This is a genomic window from uncultured Cyclobacterium sp. (assembly GCF_963977555.1).
GTDB lineage: Bacteria > Bacteroidota > Bacteroidia > Cytophagales > Cyclobacteriaceae > Cyclobacterium.
Genome location: NZ_CAXBPD010000018.1, coordinates 60358 through 80213, shown reverse-complemented (window position 1 = coordinate 80213; position 19856 = coordinate 60358). Strand labels below are relative to the sequence as shown.

The following is a 19856-nucleotide window of genomic DNA, read 5'->3' as shown; positions in this document are numbered from 1 at the left end:
ATGGCGGATAAAGAAGGTTTCTTAAAATATAAAAGACAACTACCTGGATCCAGATCACCTGAAGAAAGGAAAAAGGATTACCAGGAGATATACAAGCCTTTGGATCCCAAAGTGCTCAACAACCAAGCTGCAAGATGCATGGATTGTGGTGTCCCTTTTTGTCACAATGGTTGTCCTCTAGGCAATGTCATCCCGGACTTTAATGATGCCGTTTACCAAAATGAATGGGAACGTGCTTATCAAATACTCCGTGGAACAAACAATTTTCCTGAGTTTACTGGAAGGATCTGTCCAGCACCCTGTGAAGCAAGTTGTGTATTGGGTATTAACAAAGACCCAGTTGCGATCGAACTGATCGAAAAAAGCATAGCTGAAAAAGCTTATGAGTTAAACCTCGTAAAGCCAAACATCCCTACAGAAAGGACCGGTAAAAAAGTGGCCGTAATTGGTTCTGGTCCTTCAGGATTAGCAGCAGCTGATCAAATAAATCAGGCGGGTCACGAAGTAACCGTGTTTGAAAAAGACAAAGAAGTAGGTGGCTTATTAAGGTACGGTATTCCTGATTTTAAACTGGAGAAATGGGTAATTGACCGTCGGGTTGATGTCATGAATGCAGAGGGAGTGATCTTTAGCAAGGATACGGAAGTAGGCTTTAATATTAAAGCTGAAAATATCCTTCATAATTTCGATGCGGTAGTACTTACCACTGGTGCACAGCACCCTAGAGATTTGAAAATCAATAACCGTGATGCCAAAGGCGTTCATTTCGCAATGGAATTTCTCGGTAAACAAAATCAGGTGAATGCTGGTGAATTGGAAAGCAATCCAATCCACGCTAAAGGAAAACATGTTATTGTCATAGGAGGAGGAGATACAGGAAGTGATTGTATTGGTACTTCTAACAGACATGGTGCAGCGTCAATAACTCAATTAGAATTATTGCCTAAGCCACCACAAGCGAGGAATACCTTAAACCCTTGGCCTGAATGGCCAATGACATTGAGAACATCAAGTTCTCATGACGAGGGAGCAGACAGGGTTTGGTCTGTACTTACCAAAGAATTTACCAAAGACGAAAGTGGAACTGTTACGGGACTTACTGTAGTAGATATTGAGTGGAAAGAAGAAAACGGCAGAATGCAGTTTTTCGAAATCGAAGGTACGGAAAGAACACTTCCTTGTGACCTAGCCTTTTTAGCCATAGGCTACTTAGGACCAAAATCAGGACTGCTAGAAGCCTTTGACGTAGAACTATTGGAAAATGGCCTTCCTAAGGCTAAGAACTACCACAGTTCAGTTCCTAAGGTCTTTCTTGCAGGCGATATGAGAAGAGGTCAGTCCTTAGTCGTATGGGCCATTGCAGAAGGACGCGAGTGTGCTGTGGAGGTAGATAAATTCTTGCAAGGTGAATCTTCACTTGCTAGAAGAGATCAGTCATTCTATTCTTATGAAGAAACGCTTGACTAAATAAGAAAAATTAAATATCATAAATTTATAACAGGCAATCCAAATTGGATTGCCTGTTTTTTTTGCCATGACCAATGACTCCATAGGTTTACCGCAGCTTGAAAAATTTAAGCCAAGGAACTGCGCTTAGCCTTGACTATTGACTTTTATCCATTTTCTTCACTATTTCTCTTAGCAGGTCATTCTGCTCCTTTTTCAGAGAAATAAATTTATTGACCCAGGTATAAATCAAATAAAAGACGCCGATAATTATTGCAAAATAAAAGACCATAAAAAATATTGAAACATACGGAATAAGGCTCATAGAATTGGAGTTTAAATTGGACTAAAGTAATTTCAGTACCAATATAATAAAAACGTAGTTCATAACTAAATTTTTTTCCTTATCAATACACTTATTATCATCCTTCACTATAAAATCACATTGGATTGATAGACATAGGTATACTAACTTTTTTGTAATGGGGTCTAAAAGATTGAAATTACTACAATGACGTATCCAAAGCCTTCACGAACAATATAATAAGGCTGCTTATTTATCAACTTAGGGAAATTAGGCCAACACTTAAGGTATTTCAACCTACCGTAAAATTCTTAACCATGGCTAGATTTGAAGTGTTAAGCAAAAAAAATTAACCTAAAGCTTCGTTCCGGTTGGAAAATTGCTAATGATACCATAGAAAAAGACAGGTCTCTTTGACGAAAGCTTGAGATTACGTAAAAAACAATTGAAACCTGATACAACTAGCCAACTGTTAATGGCTTAAATATAAGTTCAGCAGTTTCTGATAATTTTTAAAACTCCTAAAATGAATACCGATAGAATTAAGATCATAAATGAAAAAGGAAATGAGTTGGCAACCTCCATCGACTTCCCTAACCATCAAAAGCCGAAACAACTTGCTTTATTTGCCCACTGTTTTACCTGCACAAGTCAATTAAATGCTGTTAGAAATATTAGTCAGGCACTTAATAATAAAGGGATTGCGGTGGTCCGCTTTGACTTCACAGGCTTGGGAAAAAGCGAGGGCAATTTTGCGAACAGCCATTTTGAAGCCAATGTTGAGGACTTACTTGCCGTGAACAAATACATTACCCAGCATTATCAGGCGCCCACCTTAATGATCGGTCATTCACTCGGTGGTGCTGCAGCTATTGTTGCTGCTGCAAAACTCGACAATATACAGGCAATAGTTACCATAGGTACTCCTGCTGATGTCGAACACGTTACTAAACAATTTGAAGGACAGGCGAAAAATTTGGGGGTAGAGGAGGAGGCCGAAGTAGCCATCGGGGGTAGACCTTTTAAGATCAGTGGAGAATTTGTCAATGGATTCAAAAAGCACAATTTGCCTGAAACCATTAAAAGTCTTAGAAAGCCAATTCTAATAATGCATTCTCCAAGTGATGAAATCGTGGGAATCAACAATGCCCATGAAATTTATCATAATGCCATGCACCCTAAAAGCTTTGTTTCTTTGGACAATGCAAACCATCTGCTTACTAAAAAAGAGGATAGCATTTACGTTGGTGACATAATAGCCTCATGGGTAGCTCGATATATAGACCTTAGTCCATTTGAAACACCTAATCCTAATAATCATCAGTTAGTGGCTCATTTAAATTTGGTGGAGAATAATTTCACAACTTTCATCAATACAAAAAATCATGGTATCATAGCCGATGAACCAAAAAGCGTAGGAGGCTTTGATTTTGGAATGTCGCCTTTTGAATTGGTATCTGCAGGTCTATCGGCTTGTACCGTTATGACGATTAAACTCTACGCTGAGCGAAAAAAGTGGGACTTAAAAGAGGTATATGCCTATGTAAGCCATAGTAAGGAAATCATTGATGGTAAAACCAAGGATGTTTTTGCCAAGTCCTTATCTTTTATTGGCAACTTAGATGAGATCCAAAGAGAACGGTTGCGAGAAATTGCATCTAAATGTCCCGTTCACAAAACCTTGCAGCAATCTTCAACAATAAAAACTGAGATGAACAATGAACCAAGCAATTAAACATATACCCGAACAAAATCGTTTTGAACTTGAACTAGAAGGTGGACTCTCAGCGTTCATTTTGTATAAAAGGAACAAGGATCACTTAGACTTAATTCACTCTGAGGTACCCAAACCACAAAGGGGGCAGGGCATTGGGAGAACTTTAGTATTTAAAACCCTCGAACAAATAGAAAAAGAAGGCCTCACTGCCACAGCTTTATGCCCTTATATAAAGGCGGTAGTTCTGTCCAGTGAAAAATGGAAAAATATTATCAATCATTAATTAAGGAGTACATATGGAAGATTTAAAAAAGGCATACCTGGCAGGTGGCTGCTTTTGGGGAATGGAAGAGCTATTCCGAACTCAAAAGGGCATTAAAGATACAGAAGTGGGATACATAGGTGGAGAAAACCAAAACCCAACCTACAGAAACCACCCTGGACACGCAGAAGGAATTGAGCTTACTTATGATGCCAATGAGACCTCATTTAGAAATATCTTGGACTATTTTTTCCGTATCCATAACCCTACCACTATAGACCGCCAAGGCAATGACATAGGATCAAGTTATCGATCAGCTATATTTATTCAAAATGATGCGGAAAAGGCTACTGCTGAAGAGGTCATTGAAATTGTAAACGCGTCTAAAAAATGGGATGGAAAAGTAGCTACAACCTTAGAACCTATGGCCAAGTTTTGGGAGGCAGAGCCAGAACACCAGGACTACCTGGTAAAATATCCTAATGGATACACCTGTCATTTTGAAAGATTTGAGGAGAGCTTTTTGAAATAGAAAGCAACTTGCAAATGCCGCAAAAACCCTTTGGAGTATTTTGTGTCTCGAATTATGCAGTGGCTTAACTGTTGCCTAATTCGGGGCTTTTTATATTAATTATTGGCGTTTATTTTTTCTACAACCCTGCTAGCGCTTCGCTAAGGAATTGAAGAACACCTACCATCTCAATACAGTGAGCAAGCCCTGTTCCCGTACCTTCATATTCCTTTTTAGAATGTAACTGTTGGAAGATTACGGAAATCTTTTCTTGGTACTTTTTAGCAATCCCAATTCCGTTATCAGCAACACTAAACATCCAATAGCCCTTTTCTTGACTGGCGAAAACTTTGATTTCAGGCACCTTATCTGGATCCTTAAATTTGATGGCATTACTTATCAGGTTTTGAAATAAAATAGCATTTCACTCTCAAGACTTTTAATTTCGGGCAATTTATCTATGATTATTGATGTATTTGTTTCTTCGATAAGGAAGTGGAATTCTTTCTAAAGAAACAGGAGGAATTTAAATTACTGTTCTTCCTTCATAAATTTAGCATTATTTTAACGGCTCATCTTTCCCTTTGTCAACCCTCACATTAAAGTGAGGAACCTTATAATCATTAGGCAAGTAATCAGCGGGTATAGTGGTCATATTACCATCTCTTGCTGCCCGGTAATGTGGGGATAAAATTTCAATGTCACTTTCATTGCAAACGTCCTGAATATTTTGGTGTAAACTAGAATAAATAAGCGCTTGCTTACTTGCCTCCCTTGTGTAGGCATTTATTTGATAGGCTACGTAAAAATCCTCCAGGCTGGTCTGCAAAACATATGGTTTCGGATCGTCCATTATCATGTCTGTCCTTGTGGCTGCCTCTATCAAGACTTTGTGGACTTTTGGCCAAGGAACATCGTACCCAATTGTAACAGTAGTATGAACGACTAGGCCTTTATCTTTTGCTTCAATGCTATAATTTGTAGTATTCTCAGTAAGTACTGAGGAATTTGGAATGGTAATGACCTCGTTTTTTATCGTTCTAACACGGGTCACCAACAGGGTTTTCTCGATAATATCCCCAGTCACATTGTCAATCTTAATCCGGTCTCCAATTTTAAAAGGCCGCATATAGGTAATCACCAAACCAGCCACCATATTGGCGATGGCAGAAGATGATCCCAGAGAAAATAAAACCCCCACAAACACAGAAACCCCCTTAAAAATAACTGACTCCGATCCTGGTAAATAAGGGAAAATTAAAACAAACATAAAGGCATACAACAGGAATTGGATAATACTGAAGGTAGGCATGGCCCAATCGGAATGAAAATCCGATAGCACGAGTTTTTCTGCCTCAATTTCCTGAAAAATATACTTCACAAACTTAATGACATACTTCATTACATAATAGATCACTAAAATACTGAAAAGGTTGGGAAGGTAACTCCAAATAGAGACCAATAGTCCTTTGAAAGGCGACCAAATAAGGTAAAATAGCGCATTGGCCCAATCACGTGAAAAAGGGAAAATGCTGAAAATGATGGGCAAAGTAATGTACAGCAATAGAAAGTAAACAAACCACCGCAAAACCTTAATCAAAAAAAACAATATCTGCGTTTCCTGATCAACAGTAAGGAAAATATAATCCTTGTAAGACAGATCCTGAAGCCACTTTTCCTTATTGGTGTCAAAATTTATTATCAATTTTCCATAACCTCTGCTGATAAGTCCAATGAATATCCAAGCCACAAGCATTACAAATGCCACTAAGCCTATTCTTGATAGCAGCTTTAACCAACTGTTTTCATCCCTCGCTTGATCTATGGCAAGTTTTATTATTTGCTGAAAGTCCTCCGCTAGCTCCTCCTTGCTTTTCCCATACCAAAGGGCATCATTTTCCGAAATACTGGTAATAATCAAGTCTTTATAAATGATATCATAGGTGTCCTCTGCCTTAGATATATAAATAGAGTCACTTATTAAAAAATCATCTTCATAAAGTAAATTGATCTTTCTTGTGATACTTAGCGCCCTTTCCATTGGTGATGAAGCGCCCATCTTTGTATAGATAAGAAATAAAGTATCTTTCTTAAACCCTAAAACAGGGTATCCTATTTCCGTATTTCTCAGGGAGTCAATTTGAGCAATTTTATCAGCTAGCCTCTTTTTATCATTTTCTTTGATCGTTTCAAGTTGTTTGATCAAATCTGCTTTTTGAAGATTATCTGTCGTTTTAAGTGCCAAAAGCTGGGCTTCCAACTCCGCTTTTTTCAGGGAATCAGCTACTCTCTCCTTTTCAACTTCCGCTAGCCTTTTATTGTACTCGAGTAAATTGGCGTTATTGATAGAGTCATTGTATAGTGAAAGACTATCTGTCTGCCCTAAGGAAACCCAAGCCATGCCACACAATAGCAAAAGAAATGGTAATGCGCTTTGAAAAATTTTCCTCATAATGCTATTTTAAGCTATAAATATAGCAAAAGAAGGTTAATAAAGAAGTAGATAGCTGTGGACTACCCAAAGCCCTAGAAAAGAAAATCATTCGGTAAGTCAATTCAACGGGCTTCAATTTCAACTTTTTGTATTTAAAAGATTATCTTCTAACTTATCTGTAGGTAAGGGGAGTCACCTTAAAGCACTTTTTTATACTCGCGCCGAACGTCAAATAGTAACAAACACATGAAATGCCGAGACCAAAATCAAAAAAAGAATTGATAGCCTCAAGTCAATTAAATTTCGATAAGCTTATTGACCTGGTAAAGAATTATCCAGAGGAAAAAGTAAAACAAGCGTTTCCTTCTACTGCTTTAAATAGAAACATCAAAGATGTATTGGCTCATTTGCACCAATGGCATTTGCTGATGTTGGAATGGTACAGGGTAGGAATGAATGGAGGCAAGCCTACTATTCCATTCCCGGGTTTTACCTGGAAAACCCTTCCAGAATTAAACAAAAAGATTCGGGAAGAAAATAAAGACGTTCCACTGATGGAAGTCCTAAATTTGTTGCATCACTCACATCTGGAAATCCATAAAATTATGGACAAGCATAGCGATGAAGAGCTATTTGAGAAAAAGCGATACCATTGGACAGGCACCACCTCACTGGCTGCTTACCTGATCTCTAATACTTCCAGTCATTATGATTGGGCATTAAAACTGATAAAAAATTCCCTGAAATAATTATGAAATACGGCTATACAATATTCTACGTAGACAATGTCTTAGAGACGGTAACATTCTACGAAAAAGCATTTGGCTTCCATAAAAAATTCGTGACGCCCGAAAACGATTATGGTGAACTTCTCTCCGGTGAAACAACCATATCCTTCGCCTCCATGGCGCTTGGCAATTCGAATTTCAGTAAGGGCTTTAATCCTCTGCCCAAAAGTGATCAGCCCCTTGGAATGGAAATGGCCTTTGTATCCGAGAACATTGAAGATGACTTTAAAAGGGCCCTAGATGCGGGAGCTACCGAATACGAAGGCATCAAAGAAAAGCCCTGGGGGCAAAAGGTCGGTTATGTAAGAGACATTAATGGAATTCTTATAGAGATTTGCACGCCAATTGATAACAATTAAGTAGCAAGTTTTAATTATTTCTGGCTTGCTAATTATCTGCCTTTATTCTCCCGGATCAGGGTCAGGAGCAAGTTCATAACAGCCGATGGTAGGAAAATTACGCATTTCATTTCCCTCCAGATCATAATCTTGTTTCAATTCTGTTGCCGCTCCGATTAAAGGTGAGCCAGGTGCTGGTCTGTAATTTCCACCAACCATGTCCACAAAATAAGAAGGTTTCAAAGGACTTATTGAAGTAATTATCTTACCTCCACCAAATCCTAATAATCTACCATATACGGTATTAATAATGGTAGTAGTAGCCCTTCTATCTATAGTACCAGGAACGGTGCAGTTCCTTATTACCGTGCCCGAAGTATCTGGGAATACAACGATTCCAGGGGAATCCCCTAAGTTGCACATTTCTATAAGGGTATCTGATGCATCCTGAGCAATGGTGAGACCTCCTCTGGCAGCAGATGAATTCACCACATCAATATTTTTGAAATAGATGCCAGTCGGTTTTTTGTCAGTAGCTCCATTGTTTACCGATTGACATATAAACCTGGTACAGCCGTCTATTAGAATATGCTTATAACCGGAATTTTTAATCCCGAAACTTTCATCTAAACCATTGTGAGCAACATGCCGAAATGGATTCATCGCATCCATATAGCCTTTCAAGTAAAACCACTCATAGGTGTGTTCTTCGGCTCTTATTTGAATACCCAAACTTTTTGTATTATTCGAGCATTGGAGGTCGGCATACTTAAGTTCAACAAAGGGTGCGTTGGCAGCTGATAAAGGTGTTTCTGAATCGGTCACGGTCGTATGGCACCGGAAATTCCTGCCTTTTATAGCGCCACCTTCAAATTTTATTGCCCTGAATTTGCTATCGTACGTTTCAATATCCTGAAACAGTGCCTCCAAGTAACCTGAGCCTTCAGCTCCTGGATGATTTTTGACCCAGAAAAAACCATCTTCCCATTCAAGTTCAGTACTACATTTCAGCCGTATAAACCGGTTGCCTTTTCCATACATTCCTACCTGATAAGGGTACCATCTTCCATCACCGTCAAAATCAGTTTCAATGTCCATTATACAGATATTGTGCGCTACACCTTCCGGGTGGGTAGCCACTGTAAATGATGTACCATTTAACCTGGCATCACCTACATCGCAAAAACGCTCAGAGTTCTTGTTATTGCTCCCATCTATAATCGGTCGGGCACCCTTTCCCCAGGCACCCAAAGTGATGTATGCTGGCCTTTTTCCCTCAATTAATGGGTTTTGAACTTTGGTCCAATCTTCTATCCGTTGTCCTCTTTTCCACAAATAAAATTTTCCTGACTTTCCAGTTGCAATTGCAGGAGCGCTTCCATAAAAATGGTGTTTCCATGCCTTATAAGGGCTATTTCTTGTACCCGCACCTTTCTCCTTTACATCGTAGTCAAAATAAACACAATGCTTGATTGGGATTCTATAAATCTTGCAGATGGTTTCCTCATAATATGTTTCAAACAACTTGACCTTTACAGTAAGGTACCTTGTTGCCGCAAAAAGTGAGGCTTTATCGATTGTCAGCTCACCTTCAGCCGAAATGGAGAAAGCGTTGTCCCCATTTCCATTGCTTATTTCAAAAGTATACGATGAATCGTCGATAGCCGTTCCCCACCTTCTATTGAAAAATTTTTGATGGCTCCACAAAAAGTTAACCTTGCCAACCTGATCACCATTTTCACAATCTTGAGGCAAAATATAGTATTGGTTATAAACCGGTTCCTTCGAAACAATTTCAGAAACTGTTCTAATGTCTTCCGTATGTGTAATTGGATGCTTAAATGAGGAATAATCTTTCATAATTAACGCAATCTTTCCTTCTTGATTTAACTACTGGCCGATAGTTCATATAGATCCTTTTATTTAAAAAAACACCTAAACTATTTGATCTACTTGTGCTTGTAAATTAAAAATGACCTCTTAAGTCTCAAGTTCAAAGGTACAAATTATTTATTTTCAAGATCCTTGCTCAGCTTACCTCATTCTTAAAACCATCTTTGCAAAAGCGCTGTTTTAATTTCACCTAAAAATAAAATTGCCATTCAAACTTTACTCCTGGGATCTGTTATAAAAGACATTCGTTAAGCCCACCATACCAGGCTATTGCTGCCACCAGTTGGGTTCAGAAATGATAAGGCTTTCCAACACAATTGGTTCGCCTATTCTTGGTGTAATTATACCTATCCCCAATTCTTCAGCTTTTTTAGTAACCCGCTCTACAGGGTCAGTCCAAGTATGGTGAGACAATTTGAAAGCTCCCCAGTGAATCGGCATTATTGTTTTGGCTTTTACATCTACTCCTGCCCTAGCCGTTTCTTCGGGAAACATATGTACCGTTGGCCATAATTCATTGTATTGGCCACACTCCATCAGGGCCAAATCAAATGGGCCATACTTTTCTCCTATTTCTTTGAAATGGGGCGCATAGCCACTATCGCCACTGAAGAATAAGTTTTCGGTAGGAGATTGAATGATCCATGAACTCCACAAAGTTTGTGCCCTGTCTGAAATACCCCTTCCTGAAAAATGCTGGGCAGGTGTACAACGAAAAGTCAAATCCTCAAAATCCACTTCCTCCCACCAATCTAATTCGACAATATTTGCCCGGTCAACACCCCAAGCTTCTAAATGTGCTCCAACTCCCAATGGGGTATAAAAGGTTTTTACCTTTTCTTTTAACTTTTTAATAGAACCATAATCCAAGTGGTCATAATGATCGTGAGAAATGAAAACAGCATCTATCGACGGTATTTTCTCAATCGCAATTGGAAGATCATTGCTAAACCGCTTGGTGCCCAGCATCGGATGCGGAGCAGGTACATTTCCAAACATTGGGTCTATAAGGATCGTTTTATTCCGTATTTGTACTAGGAAGGAGGAATGACCAAACCATACCAACCTTGTTTTAGGCCCATATTGTACAATTTCTAAAGAGTCGATTTTTAGCGTCTCAATGTTTTCATCTGGAACTGAATGAGGTATAGGGGTAATCATTCCTTTTATGGCTTTGAGCATATCTCCTCCACTCAAGTCCATATTTACATCACCATTATTGATAAACTTCCCCTTCTTAAAGTGCGCTGATTTGGCGTATTGTGCTCTTTGTTTTTCGCTGGCCTTACCTCCAAATTCGGGACTAAAATGTAAGAACAAAAAACCACCAATGACTACTAAGGCAATTGTTCCTATCAGAAATGCTATCATACTATATATAATCTTTTTAAGTGTTTTCATTTATTTCAATTGGGATAATAAACTTTTCTTTAAAACTGTTTTTTCCTGCCGCTAGTTATAAAATACTCATAGTATTACCCCGGGCTGTCGAAGGAATAACCTTTTTATTTTGTTTTAGAATTAATTCCAAAGTTTACGGTCAAAAGATATTTGCGGTTTGATTTATTTCCTCAAGTAGAAATGGTCACTAGTATTTATAAATCATCTTTAAATGCAGGTCGTTGCTATGGACAATGCAAATAAATAATTTGAGACAAATGCGTTTCTGCTGCTGAATTTACGAATAGTATTTTCTAATGGTGGTTCTTACTCGTTTTAAAATACAACAGGTTTTAATTACCTTCGTTTTTTCATCAAAATAGTTTAGAAAATGGAAATATCAGGAAAAATCATACAAGCACTTGAGGAACAATCTGGAAACGGTAGAAATGGCACCTGGAGAAAAAGGGACTATATTCTGGAAACAGGAGGTCAATATCCGAAAAAAGTGTGTCTAACAGTATGGGGTGACAAAATCGATCAATTTAATATCCAACAAGGACAGGAATTGACTGCAAGCATAGAGGTTGAAAGCAGGGAATTCAACAGTCGCTGGTATACCGATGTCAAAATATGGAAGGTAAATACTTCAGGTACTGCCAATTCTGCTCCAGCGCAAAACAATGACATGCCAGATGTAACCACTTTTAACGATGAGAATGATGGTGACGTTTTACCTTTCTAAATTGCAAATTCAAACCCTAGAAGAAAAAAACCCATCTGGCTAAGCTTAATAGGCAGTAAACCAATTATAATACATAGCCGCTTTCAATCAATATTTTTATCAACTCCAATATCAGTCCAATAAATAATGGACAGAAAAGGCGGACGCTTTAATAGCATCCGCCTTTTTTATTCAATTTAACTTTTTAGCACCTTTTGCCACCCAAGCGCTTCTACATTTCTAGCAGATTCCTCCACTTTATCTGATAGCGATTGTTTAAATCTTTCCAGGTTTTGTGAAACTTCCTCATCAAAAGCCCCTATAATCGAAGTGGCAAGTATTCCGGCATTCTTGCCGCCATTTAATGCGACAGTGGCTACCGGAATTCCTGAGGGCATTTGTAATATCGAAAGTATACTGTCCCAACCATCTATGGAGTTAGAAGACTTCACAGGCACGCCGATCACTGGCAAACTTGTAAGGGAAGCCACCATTCCTGGTAAATGAGCTGCTCCTCCTGCTCCTGCTATGATTACTTTCAGACCCCTTTTTTTAGCTTCGTGGGCATAATTGATCATGCGAACTGGTGTTCTATGTGCAGAAACAATTGTCAGTTCGTAGCCAACATTCATCTCCTCCAAAAATTTTGCTGCTTCAGACATTATATGAAGATCTGATTGACTGCCCATGATGATCCCTACTCTTATCTCACTCATGCTTTTATCTTTATAAGTTCTTTTATTCTTTCTGCTTTCTCTTTTAGCAAGTTCGCATCTTCGGCTAAAAGCGTTACATGTCCCATTTTCCTAAATGGCTTGGTTATCTTTTTACCATACAAGTGAAGGTAAACGCCTTGCTCCTTTATGGCTTCATCCAAGCCTTCCACTATGGCATCACCTGTATATCCGTCTTCCCCCAGCAAATTAATCATAGCTGCAGGACATCTCAGTTCAGTTTCGCCCAATGGCATTCCCATTACTGACCTTAAATGCTGTTCAAATTGAGAAGTAAAATTGGCCTCTATGGTATGATGCCCACTATTATGAGGCCGAGGGGCAATTTCATTAACGAGTAGCTCTCCAGACTTGGTCAAAAACAGCTCTACAGCCAACAAGCCCACCATGTCAAGCTTTTGGATAACCTCCTCTGCCAATTTCCTGGCTTTTTCATCCAACTCCCTACTAATATCGGCAGGTGAAAACAAAAATTCTACCAGGTTGTGCTCTGGGTGAAAGGCACATTCTACAGAAGGGAAGCTCTTCACTTCGCCCGCTTCATTTCTGGACACTATCACTGCCAGCTCTTTGTCAAAATCTATTAACTTTTCTAATAAACCTGGTGCATCAAAAGCCTTTTCCAGGTCCTCGGCTTTTCTCATCATTTGCACGCCTCTTCCATCGTAGCCTTCCTTACCCAATTTATTTACAGCTGGCAAGAAAGCAGCATTTTGCTTTACATCCTCCTTATTTTCTGTTAATATAAAGGGAGCCGTAGGAATTCCATGGTCTAAATAAAATTGCTTTTGGACCCTTTTATCCTGAATAAGGGCGATAATATGAGGCTGAGGAAAGACTTTTTTTCCCTCTTTCTCAAGTTGAAAAAGCGCTTCAGTGTTTACGTGTTCTATTTCAATTGAAATAACATCACAGTGTTTACCAAAGGCATAAACAGCATCGTAATCTTTCAGATCTCCATTTACAAATTTATTGCTTAAGTATTTGCAGGGAGCATTCGGGTCTGGGTCTAAAATATGAACCTCAAGGTTATAATTGATGGCAGATTGGATAAGCATTCTTCCCAATTGACCTCCACCCAAAATACCAAGTGTTTTTTGCTGATAGTTTTTCTGCACAGTGTAGTATTTTTACGTTTTAGTAGTGCAAAATTAAGGATTATCCCCGATTTTGTTGCAGTGAACACCAGTAGCTAGCAAAATTTATCTGCACAATGAATTTCAAAGTGGCAAATACTGGTTTTCACTGAGGAGGTATTTTAGGAAGTAATCACCCGTAGTTATTCACCATTGTCCTAAAAGCAAAATAACTTCCAGCCTAAAAACAGGTTTTTGAACTTTCGAATATACGCTTTCTGATAAATTTAAATAGACAAAAAAAATGGGCTACCCATTTAGGATAACCCTCAATATCTTAAATTATGTATTGCGTATGCTAAACCGATCTTCCGCTAATAAGACGGAACAATACGGCTATCACCGCCAAAACAAGTAAAATATGGATTAGACCACCTACGCTATACACAAAGGCACCTAATATCCATCCGATAACAAGGATAATTGCGATTATATACAATAATGAACTCATGGTTGTTTGGATTAATTATGGTTATAAAATTTAAAGAATTATTACCAATATTTGTGCCAAACCTAAAATTCCACCTGCTTTAGGATACGTTTTCTATTCTAATCCCCATTAGTTCCATTAGTTTTTGGGCATTAAAATTTGGGCAAGCTCCCTTCTTTATGGTATAGTCAAAAACGATTTCATCCTTCTTTATGTCATGGTGAAAACTGTAATTCACCAAAAAAGGAAGTTCCTTTTCCAAAGTACTTAGCTCAATATCGTGGGTAGAGATAATACCCTTTGCCTGGGTTTTCGCCAATTGCCTGATCAAGGCCTCACTTCCCAAAACCCTATCTGCTGTATTTGTACCTTTCAATATTTCATCCAATAAGTAAAAAACAGGTTCGCCAGAGGCGGCCTTTTCTAATACACCTTTAATTCTAGCCAATTCCGCATAGAATGAACTCACACTCTCACCTAGACTATCAGTGTTTCTCATACTTGTATACAATAAAAACGGGCCAGTGCTAAATGAACTCGCAAAAGGAGGGACACCCATCCCTGCCAAAACTAGATTTATACCAAGAGTACGCATAAAGGTCGTTTTACCAGACATATTGGAACCGGTTAGTAATACTACCTTTTCTTTTTCATTCAAGCTAAAATTATTGGCGACGCAAGTCTTAGGTACTATCAGCGGATGCCGGATGGCTTCTCCTGAAAAGGAAAACGCTTCCGTCCAATTCACCTTAGTAGAGAGGTTTTCCTCTTCAATGAAGGATGCCAAAGAAACCAATGCTTCCCAGTTTTCAAAAGTCTCTTCCCATTCTTTCATGTTTTGACCGGCAAGTTTGTTCCATTTCTTTAGGCGGTATAAAACATAAAAATCTATCCAAAAAAGAAGATTAAAAATGAGGTACAGCATATTGGTCCTGTTCTCCACCAAGAAGGTGAGACTTTCCAATTGTTTAAGCGCCTTAGAGGCCAGAAAATCTTTTTGCTTGAGAGGGGTTTGGTGCATTAATAATAGCGGGTTTTCAAACTGCTCTTTTTCAAGTAGCTTTGCCCAGGCTTGTAAGGTCTTGAGGTCATTGTCATTAGGCAATGCTTTCATTGCTTCCAGCAAAGGCTTGAAGACCAAACTCAAAAGGCCCATTCCTACTAAAATAAATATACTCAAATACAGGGTAGAGAAAATACTGTACAAAGTACCAAAAAGGACAATTAAGCCTACAGTTGGGCCCAAAACCATGGGAAGAAAATAAAGTGAATGCCATGGTTGACTGTTTTTGAGCCAGGCATAAAACCTAGCCTTTCCATCTGTGGCATTGTCTTTCTTCATAAAAGCCTTTCCAAAGGCTTCAAAAGTAAAGATAAAGTCTTTCTTACCACTCAACTCAAACAATGCTTGTTGCTTTTCGGCTGCTTTTTTAGGAGTTAGGGGCATTTTTAACCAATTGGCCAATAGTGCTTTTCCGCCTCGGCTGACGGTATGGTTGATCATTTGAAAAAGAGAGTGCGTTCCAAATAAATCCAGGTCACTTGAAAAAGGATGGGCCGAATCCATAAACTCTAAGCCAGAATCGAATTCTTTCAATTCTCGATTTTTACGTTTTTCCCTGTTTTCGATCATTTCCTTTACAGCCTTGTAAAAGGCCTCCCGGTCTTTTTCCTTGTTAAACTTCAGGATCAAGGATACAAAAACAAAACTTGCAGGAAAGAAAAGAATTAATAGCCAGTGTATTTCAGAAATTCCGACTACAAGAAGTACGAGCATTAACAAGAAAAGCCCAAGCCTTCCAAAGGACAATAGGAGCACTTTGTCCCGAATGGATTCTAGTTTTTTATCAGGATCGGAAAGGTCAAATTCAGTATTCATGAAATAGCGGATATTTTGTTTAAAGGCGGAAACAAGGAACGAACACGGGCATTTTTAATTGCCGGTCAAACTATTGCTCAATCCTAGCTTATTAAAATATAAATGTAGTATAAAAAGTTAAAAGTATTGGAGCAATTCCGATAGGCATTAACCGTAAACCCCATCTTCAATTCAAATCAAACTGAATAAAAATATCCAAAACCATAGGGCCAAGTATTTACAGCCCTTAAAGCAAAACCCCATAGCGGTGCTATGGGGTAGTAAAATTATACAACCCTCCTGTTTTAACTTAAGCAGGCATCAATTTCTCCGCTTTATCCGGTACGGTTTTTTTATCCTTGATTTGTAATGCAATGAGCAAGATGCTAATAGAAGTAACCAGCCAAAAGGCATCAATTAGAAAGATATCCGAATAACCTCTTGCCAAACTTACCCAGAGCCAGTTTCCTGTAACTATTCCATTGGCTATCGGAACCATTAGTCCCAAAACAGCCCCCAATACCAAGGTCCACTTATTGGTTAAGCCATTGTTCTTAATAAAGGTAAAAACCAAAGTTAGCAAGAGCCAGGACCAGAAAAATACCTGAAATATAAATGCCACCCGATCAGCCGAAGGATCTTGAAGCCCTAATTTAACCATAATAAAACTAAAGGCTGTAACAGGGTACATGCTAAGACATGCAGCCAAATAAAACCATACTAGCCAGGCATTAAACTTGCGTTTGGCGGGGGACACATGCTTTTTATCCCTTGCTACCAACCATATCATTACCCCAGAAATAATCACAAAGCAAGTGATCATTCCCAAAATAAAGTAAATCAACTTTACGGAAATACCACCAAAATCACCAAAATGAAGGCGCTTCAATACCGCCCTGGAACCATCTATATAGGAAACAGCTTTGAAAGGGTTTTCTTCACTTACAACTTCTCCTGTAGAAACCTTATAGGTGACAATCCCTGCGCTGGCAAATTTTCGGTCAAAGTCTGCCATACCTGAGAAACTTACATGCATGTTTTGATCTCCATAATTGTAAATAGTAACAGAGCGAATGTCAAATTGAGGCCATTTTTCTTTTGTTTCCTTAAGAAATGGATTGATAGCGTATTCACTTTGCAAAGTTTTTCCTGAAAACGAATACTTCGGAGGATTAAAGCCAAAATCATCGTAGGCCTTTTCTGTATTGTCCTCATAAATAAACTTCACAATTGCAGGTGACATTATCGTAGTCCCTACAATTAAATAAACACCAGTTAATGCAAAAATGAATTGATAGGGCAATCCCAAAATCCCAAGTGCAGTATGGGCATCTGTCCAAAGGTTCTTAATACTTGCTTTGGGTCGAAACATGAAGAAGTTGCTAACGATTTTTTTCCAATGAACCAATACACCGGTGACAACTGCAAATAAGAAAAAGAAGGCTACAATCCCTGCCAGCAGATAGCCTGATCGACCATAGAAATTAAGCTGTGCGAAAAAGTGTAAGCGATAGAGAAACTCTCCCAAGGAATAGGAACTTTTATAGTCATAGGTTTTCAAATCCTGAGTATTCATATACTTGAAAGTCCCTCTCCGACGTCTTTTGGTCTGCTTTTCTTCAACACTTTTGGGTGGGGAAATATTTAAAGACAAACGCTGTTCATCATAATATTGGTTAAAACTAATGTCCCTGTTTACCAAAGTATCGTTGGCTTTTAAAGAATCTATCACCCTATCAAAATCCATTTCGCCCATCATCCACCCTTCAGCCAGTGGCTCATTTCTTTCCCAACTGTTGATTTCATCACGGAAGAATGAAAAAGATCCGGCAAAGAAAATCACGTACAATGCCAGGCTGATGAAAATACCTGAAATGGTGTGGGTGTGAAAAAGAATATTGTATATTCTATTGCTCATAAGTTGAGGATTATATGGATGTGGATTTACAGAAATAAACGACTGAGGAAAAGACAAGAGTGAGCAACAAATAAATGGCCCATACTTTCCAACCTTTCTCAGCAATAAACGCTAGAAGAAGAAGTGCTACCCAAAGTAAAAACCCACCAAATACTAATGTGTACAACACAGATACCTTATCCCATAGGAAGGAGAGGGCGAGAAAAAAAGATACTGTAACTAGATAGCCACCTACAAGGCCTGCGGAAATTCTTGAAAAGCGATGTAAAAAGGCGGGTGAAAGGTGTTTTTTATTGGCTGGCATGATTATATTAATTCAAGGATAAATAAAACGCCAAAGCCAGTAAGTAGCCAGCCTGTTTTAACCCATCCTAATGGGGAAATGATCACTACCAGGCTTGCTATCATCATAAGGATACAGGTGAATGCAATGCTGCCTGAGCCTAAACCTAAGGTGATAACTGATAAAACAAGTCCTATAACCAATAAGACGGAGCCTAAGATTTTCGCCAATTTTTCATTGGTTTTGAACCATGCTTCCAATTCAGCTGGCCGTATAAAAGTGGCTTTGTGAGACGTTTGGTAAAAAAATTCAAACCCTGCCAGGGTGAAAATTGTGCTTAATGTAATCATCCTTTTATCTTTCTATTGTTCTATATTTATCCTGTACCAAGCAATAGGGTTAGTGGCCGCTATTGCCAATTTTCATTCGTTTATCCTGCTACTTTTTCATTATCAATGAAAAACATCAGAGCGACCACGAAGCAATAATGGTCGCCCTAATGAAAAAAATCCGTTCTAAAAGTATAGGATCTAAGTATAAAAATTACGTTAAAAAGTACCCACTGATTTTTGGAAATCACTCCATCTCAATCACTTGAGTGGCACATCTCCAAATTGCTTTTAAACCTGAAGGGTCTCCAGCATTTAATTTGTCAGTATAAGTCACTTCTGCATAATATTTTCCATTCTCCTGCATATTTGCTGAAGCTTTACCCTTTTTCCCGGTAATTATCTTTTGGACTTCATTTTCTGGTCCCAAAACATTGATGGGTGCATCCGCTAGTGCATCATCTTTATACTTTACTAGAAAAACAGATGATTTTGGATTCCTTGTCAGTGAAAGATCCTTTTGCTGTTTTGAAACCTTTTTACCTTTTCCAGCCCATACCTGAGCATAAGCATTGAACTGATAGGCTGTGGTTCCTTTTAATACCTTAGCCGTATGGCTTATCTGCAATTGGTACTCCCCTTTTTCTTCCACTGCAAAACTCCCTTCAAAATGATCCTCATTTGCTATCGGCTCCAATTTTGTTTTCTTCCCTGATGGACTGATTAACCATAGCTCAAAATCCTGTACATCAGAATACCAATCTGCGACAGCTTCGATGGCATTTTCATGGTAATCAGCATAATACACCTTAAAGTCATGGCGCGCTCCAATTTCAGTAGTGGAAGAAGTATGTATCCACAATGCATGCGCCTGAGCACCAAAAGCGAATAGCAAAAGCAATAGGGTCAGGTAAACTGTATTAAATGTTAACTTTTTCATTTTAAATATTTGACTTAAAGTTTTCGAATCATTTCTAATAATTGAAGCTGTTCATTGGCTTCAATGGCGCCAGCCTTGAGTTTGTAAAACTCCTCCTCTGAAAATGTAAGTTGAATGTCTTGGTGATAGGTTTCTATAAACACCCTATCCACTCCGTCAAGGCAAGGAAATTTGTAAAGCTCAAAATCCAACTGTTTCAAATACCTAATGAAAGCCGCAAAGTTTATCTCATCGAAGCCAATCATTACTTGGTGGTACATGAGACCCATTCGGGCACAATCCACACATTTGGTGAAAATGAAATCATAATTTTGATAGATTATTTCGGTTCTACATACTGACATTTTCGGTTATTTAGAGGTTTTTAATGCTCTTTTTACTGACTATGCAATGATTTTGGTCATGAAAGCAGCCAAAATATGAAGACAAAT

The 19856-nt window shown here is 38.6% G+C and carries 21 protein-coding genes; 7 read left to right on the top strand and 14 right to left on the bottom strand.

The window, feature by feature from the left end; genetic code table 11:
- Entirely contained in the window at positions 1-1467 is a 1467-nt protein-coding gene (locus AAC073_RS19585; RefSeq protein WP_339925501.1) for a glutamate synthase subunit beta, read from the top strand.
- 136 nt (positions 1468-1603) lie between these two features.
- Here the strand turns inward: AAC073_RS19585 and AAC073_RS19580 are convergent, their stop codons facing one another.
- Positions 1604-1771 carry a hypothetical protein gene (locus AAC073_RS19580; RefSeq protein ID WP_339925500.1) on the bottom strand — a complete coding sequence of 56 codons (168 nt, stop codon included), beginning with the start codon at positions 1769-1771 and terminating at the stop codon, positions 1604-1606.
- Between the two features lie 505 nt (positions 1772-2276).
- On the opposite strand from AAC073_RS19580, the gene AAC073_RS19575 reads away from it, so the two are divergent.
- The 3 genes from AAC073_RS19575 to msrA are packed head-to-tail and all read left to right on the top strand — an operon-like array spanning position 2277 to position 4261.
- Positions 2277-3485: a bifunctional alpha/beta hydrolase/OsmC family protein gene (locus AAC073_RS19575; RefSeq protein ID WP_339925499.1), complete on the top strand. Its 1209-nt coding sequence runs from the start codon at positions 2277-2279 to the stop codon at positions 3483-3485.
- The gene (locus AAC073_RS19570) at positions 3469-3750 is read left to right on the top strand and encodes a GNAT family N-acetyltransferase (protein ID WP_339925498.1); all 282 of its coding nucleotides are present in this window, start codon (positions 3469-3471) and stop codon (positions 3748-3750) included. The genes AAC073_RS19575 and AAC073_RS19570 overlap by 17 nt, the downstream gene beginning before the upstream one ends.
- A gap of 13 nt (positions 3751-3763) precedes the next feature.
- Entirely contained in the window at positions 3764-4261 is a 498-nt protein-coding gene (gene msrA, locus AAC073_RS19565) for a peptide-methionine (S)-S-oxide reductase MsrA (RefSeq protein WP_339925497.1), read from the top strand.
- A gap of 118 nt (positions 4262-4379) precedes the next feature.
- On the opposite strand, the gene AAC073_RS19560 is transcribed toward msrA, so the two are convergent.
- Both AAC073_RS19560 and AAC073_RS19555 read right to left on the bottom strand, forming a co-directional pair.
- Positions 4380-4604, bottom strand: a complete 225-nt coding sequence (locus AAC073_RS19560) for an ATP-binding protein (protein ID WP_339925496.1) — start codon at positions 4602-4604, stop codon at positions 4380-4382.
- Between the two features lie 195 nt (positions 4605-4799).
- Positions 4800-6692, bottom strand: coding sequence for a mechanosensitive ion channel family protein (locus AAC073_RS19555; RefSeq protein ID WP_339925495.1), 1893 nt, complete (start codon positions 6690-6692; stop codon positions 4800-4802).
- A gap of 233 nt (positions 6693-6925) precedes the next feature.
- Here AAC073_RS19555 and AAC073_RS19550 point away from each other — a divergent pair, with 233 nt between their 5' ends.
- Together AAC073_RS19550 and AAC073_RS19545 are read left to right on the top strand one after the other, a co-directional pair.
- A complete protein-coding gene (locus AAC073_RS19550) occupies positions 6926-7423 on the top strand; it encodes a ClbS/DfsB family four-helix bundle protein (RefSeq protein WP_339925494.1) in 498 nt (165 codons plus the stop codon).
- 2 nt (positions 7424-7425) lie between these two features.
- Entirely contained in the window at positions 7426-7821 is a 396-nt protein-coding gene (locus tag AAC073_RS19545; protein ID WP_339925493.1) for a VOC family protein, read from the top strand.
- Positions 7822-7863: 42 nt separating this feature from the next.
- Here the strand turns inward: AAC073_RS19545 and AAC073_RS19540 are convergent, their stop codons facing one another.
- Together AAC073_RS19540 and AAC073_RS19535 are read right to left on the bottom strand one after the other, a co-directional pair.
- Positions 7864-9660, bottom strand: a complete 1797-nt coding sequence (locus AAC073_RS19540) for a hypothetical protein (protein WP_339925492.1) — start codon at positions 9658-9660, stop codon at positions 7864-7866.
- A gap of 300 nt (positions 9661-9960) precedes the next feature.
- A complete protein-coding gene (locus AAC073_RS19535) occupies positions 9961-11064 on the bottom strand; it encodes an MBL fold metallo-hydrolase (RefSeq protein WP_339925491.1) in 1104 nt (367 codons plus the stop codon).
- Between the two features lie 400 nt (positions 11065-11464).
- On the opposite strand from AAC073_RS19535, the gene AAC073_RS19530 reads away from it, so the two are divergent.
- Entirely contained in the window at positions 11465-11818 is a 354-nt protein-coding gene (locus AAC073_RS19530) for a DUF3127 domain-containing protein (protein ID WP_339925490.1), read from the top strand.
- 176 nt (positions 11819-11994) lie between these two features.
- On the opposite strand, the gene purE is transcribed toward AAC073_RS19530, so the two are convergent.
- The 9 genes from purE to AAC073_RS19485 all read right to left on the bottom strand — a co-directional run bounded on the left by purE (position 11995) and on the right by AAC073_RS19485 (position 19769).
- Complete coding sequence (gene purE, locus AAC073_RS19525; protein WP_339925489.1) at positions 11995-12513, bottom strand: 5-(carboxyamino)imidazole ribonucleotide mutase; 519 nt, start codon at positions 12511-12513, stop codon at positions 11995-11997.
- Positions 12510-13649 (bottom strand): 5-(carboxyamino)imidazole ribonucleotide synthase, encoded by a 1140-nt coding sequence (locus AAC073_RS19520; protein ID WP_339925488.1) that lies wholly within the window; start codon positions 13647-13649, stop codon positions 12510-12512. Before AAC073_RS19520 ends, purE begins: the two co-directional genes overlap by 4 nt.
- A 316-nt stretch (positions 13650-13965) precedes the next feature.
- On the bottom strand, positions 13966-14118 hold the full coding sequence (locus AAC073_RS19515) for a lmo0937 family membrane protein (protein ID WP_157470385.1): 153 nt from the start codon (positions 14116-14118) through the stop codon (positions 13966-13968).
- Between the two features lie 79 nt (positions 14119-14197).
- Positions 14198-15976: a DNA mismatch repair protein gene (locus AAC073_RS19510; protein WP_339925487.1), complete on the bottom strand. Its 1779-nt coding sequence runs from the start codon at positions 15974-15976 to the stop codon at positions 14198-14200.
- A 289-nt stretch (positions 15977-16265) separates the two neighbouring features.
- Entirely contained in the window at positions 16266-17873 is a 1608-nt protein-coding gene (locus AAC073_RS19505; protein ID WP_339925486.1) for a PepSY-associated TM helix domain-containing protein, read from the bottom strand.
- A gap of 10 nt (positions 17874-17883) precedes the next feature.
- The gene (locus AAC073_RS19500) at positions 17884-18177 is read right to left on the bottom strand and encodes a hypothetical protein (protein ID WP_339925485.1); all 294 of its coding nucleotides are present in this window, start codon (positions 18175-18177) and stop codon (positions 17884-17886) included.
- 2 nt (positions 18178-18179) lie between these two features.
- Positions 18180-18506: a hypothetical protein gene (locus AAC073_RS19495; protein WP_339925484.1), complete on the bottom strand. Its 327-nt coding sequence runs from the start codon at positions 18504-18506 to the stop codon at positions 18180-18182.
- Between the two features lie 226 nt (positions 18507-18732).
- On the bottom strand, positions 18733-19425 hold the full coding sequence (locus AAC073_RS19490; RefSeq protein ID WP_339925483.1) for a hypothetical protein: 693 nt from the start codon (positions 19423-19425) through the stop codon (positions 18733-18735).
- Between the two features lie 14 nt (positions 19426-19439).
- Positions 19440-19769, bottom strand: a complete 330-nt coding sequence (locus tag AAC073_RS19485) for a DUF6686 family protein (protein ID WP_339925482.1) — start codon at positions 19767-19769, stop codon at positions 19440-19442.
- Between the last annotated feature and the right edge of the window lie 87 nt (positions 19770-19856).

Bases quoted from the DNA above. Each gene is read 5' to 3' on its own strand.
- AAC073_RS19585 (WP_339925501.1), top strand. From the start codon at position 1: ATGGCGGATAAAGAAGGTTTCTTAAAATATAAAAGACAACTACCTGGA.
- AAC073_RS19580 (WP_339925500.1), bottom strand. From the start codon at position 1,771: ATGAGCCTTATTCCGTATGTTTCAATATTTTTTATGGTCTTTTATTTT.
- AAC073_RS19575 (WP_339925499.1), top strand. From the start codon at position 2,277: ATGAATACCGATAGAATTAAGATCATAAATGAAAAAGGAAATGAGTTG.
- AAC073_RS19570 (WP_339925498.1), top strand. From the start codon at position 3,469: ATGAACCAAGCAATTAAACATATACCCGAACAAAATCGTTTTGAACTT.
- msrA (WP_339925497.1), top strand. From the start codon at position 3,764: ATGGAAGATTTAAAAAAGGCATACCTGGCAGGTGGCTGCTTTTGGGGA.
- AAC073_RS19555 (WP_339925495.1), bottom strand. From the start codon at position 6,692: ATGAGGAAAATTTTTCAAAGCGCATTACCATTTCTTTTGCTATTGTGT.
- AAC073_RS19550 (WP_339925494.1), top strand. From the start codon at position 6,926: ATGCCGAGACCAAAATCAAAAAAAGAATTGATAGCCTCAAGTCAATTA.
- AAC073_RS19545 (WP_339925493.1), top strand. From the start codon at position 7,426: ATGAAATACGGCTATACAATATTCTACGTAGACAATGTCTTAGAGACG.
- AAC073_RS19540 (WP_339925492.1), bottom strand. From the start codon at position 9,660: ATGAAAGATTATTCCTCATTTAAGCATCCAATTACACATACGGAAGAC.
- AAC073_RS19535 (WP_339925491.1), bottom strand. From the start codon at position 11,064: ATGATAGCATTTCTGATAGGAACAATTGCCTTAGTAGTCATTGGTGGT.
- AAC073_RS19530 (WP_339925490.1), top strand. From the start codon at position 11,465: ATGGAAATATCAGGAAAAATCATACAAGCACTTGAGGAACAATCTGGA.
- purE (WP_339925489.1), bottom strand. From the start codon at position 12,513: ATGAGTGAGATAAGAGTAGGGATCATCATGGGCAGTCAATCAGATCTT.
- AAC073_RS19515 (WP_157470385.1), bottom strand. From the start codon at position 14,118: ATGAGTTCATTATTGTATATAATCGCAATTATCCTTGTTATCGGATGG.
- AAC073_RS19510 (WP_339925487.1), bottom strand. From the start codon at position 15,976: ATGAATACTGAATTTGACCTTTCCGATCCTGATAAAAAACTAGAATCC.
- AAC073_RS19505 (WP_339925486.1), bottom strand. From the start codon at position 17,873: ATGAGCAATAGAATATACAATATTCTTTTTCACACCCACACCATTTCA.
- AAC073_RS19500 (WP_339925485.1), bottom strand. From the start codon at position 18,177: ATGCCAGCCAATAAAAAACACCTTTCACCCGCCTTTTTACATCGCTTT.
- AAC073_RS19495 (WP_339925484.1), bottom strand. From the start codon at position 18,506: ATGATTACATTAAGCACAATTTTCACCCTGGCAGGGTTTGAATTTTTT.
- AAC073_RS19490 (WP_339925483.1), bottom strand. From the start codon at position 19,425: ATGAAAAAGTTAACATTTAATACAGTTTACCTGACCCTATTGCTTTTG.
- AAC073_RS19485 (WP_339925482.1), bottom strand. From the start codon at position 19,769: ATGTCAGTATGTAGAACCGAAATAATCTATCAAAATTATGATTTCATT.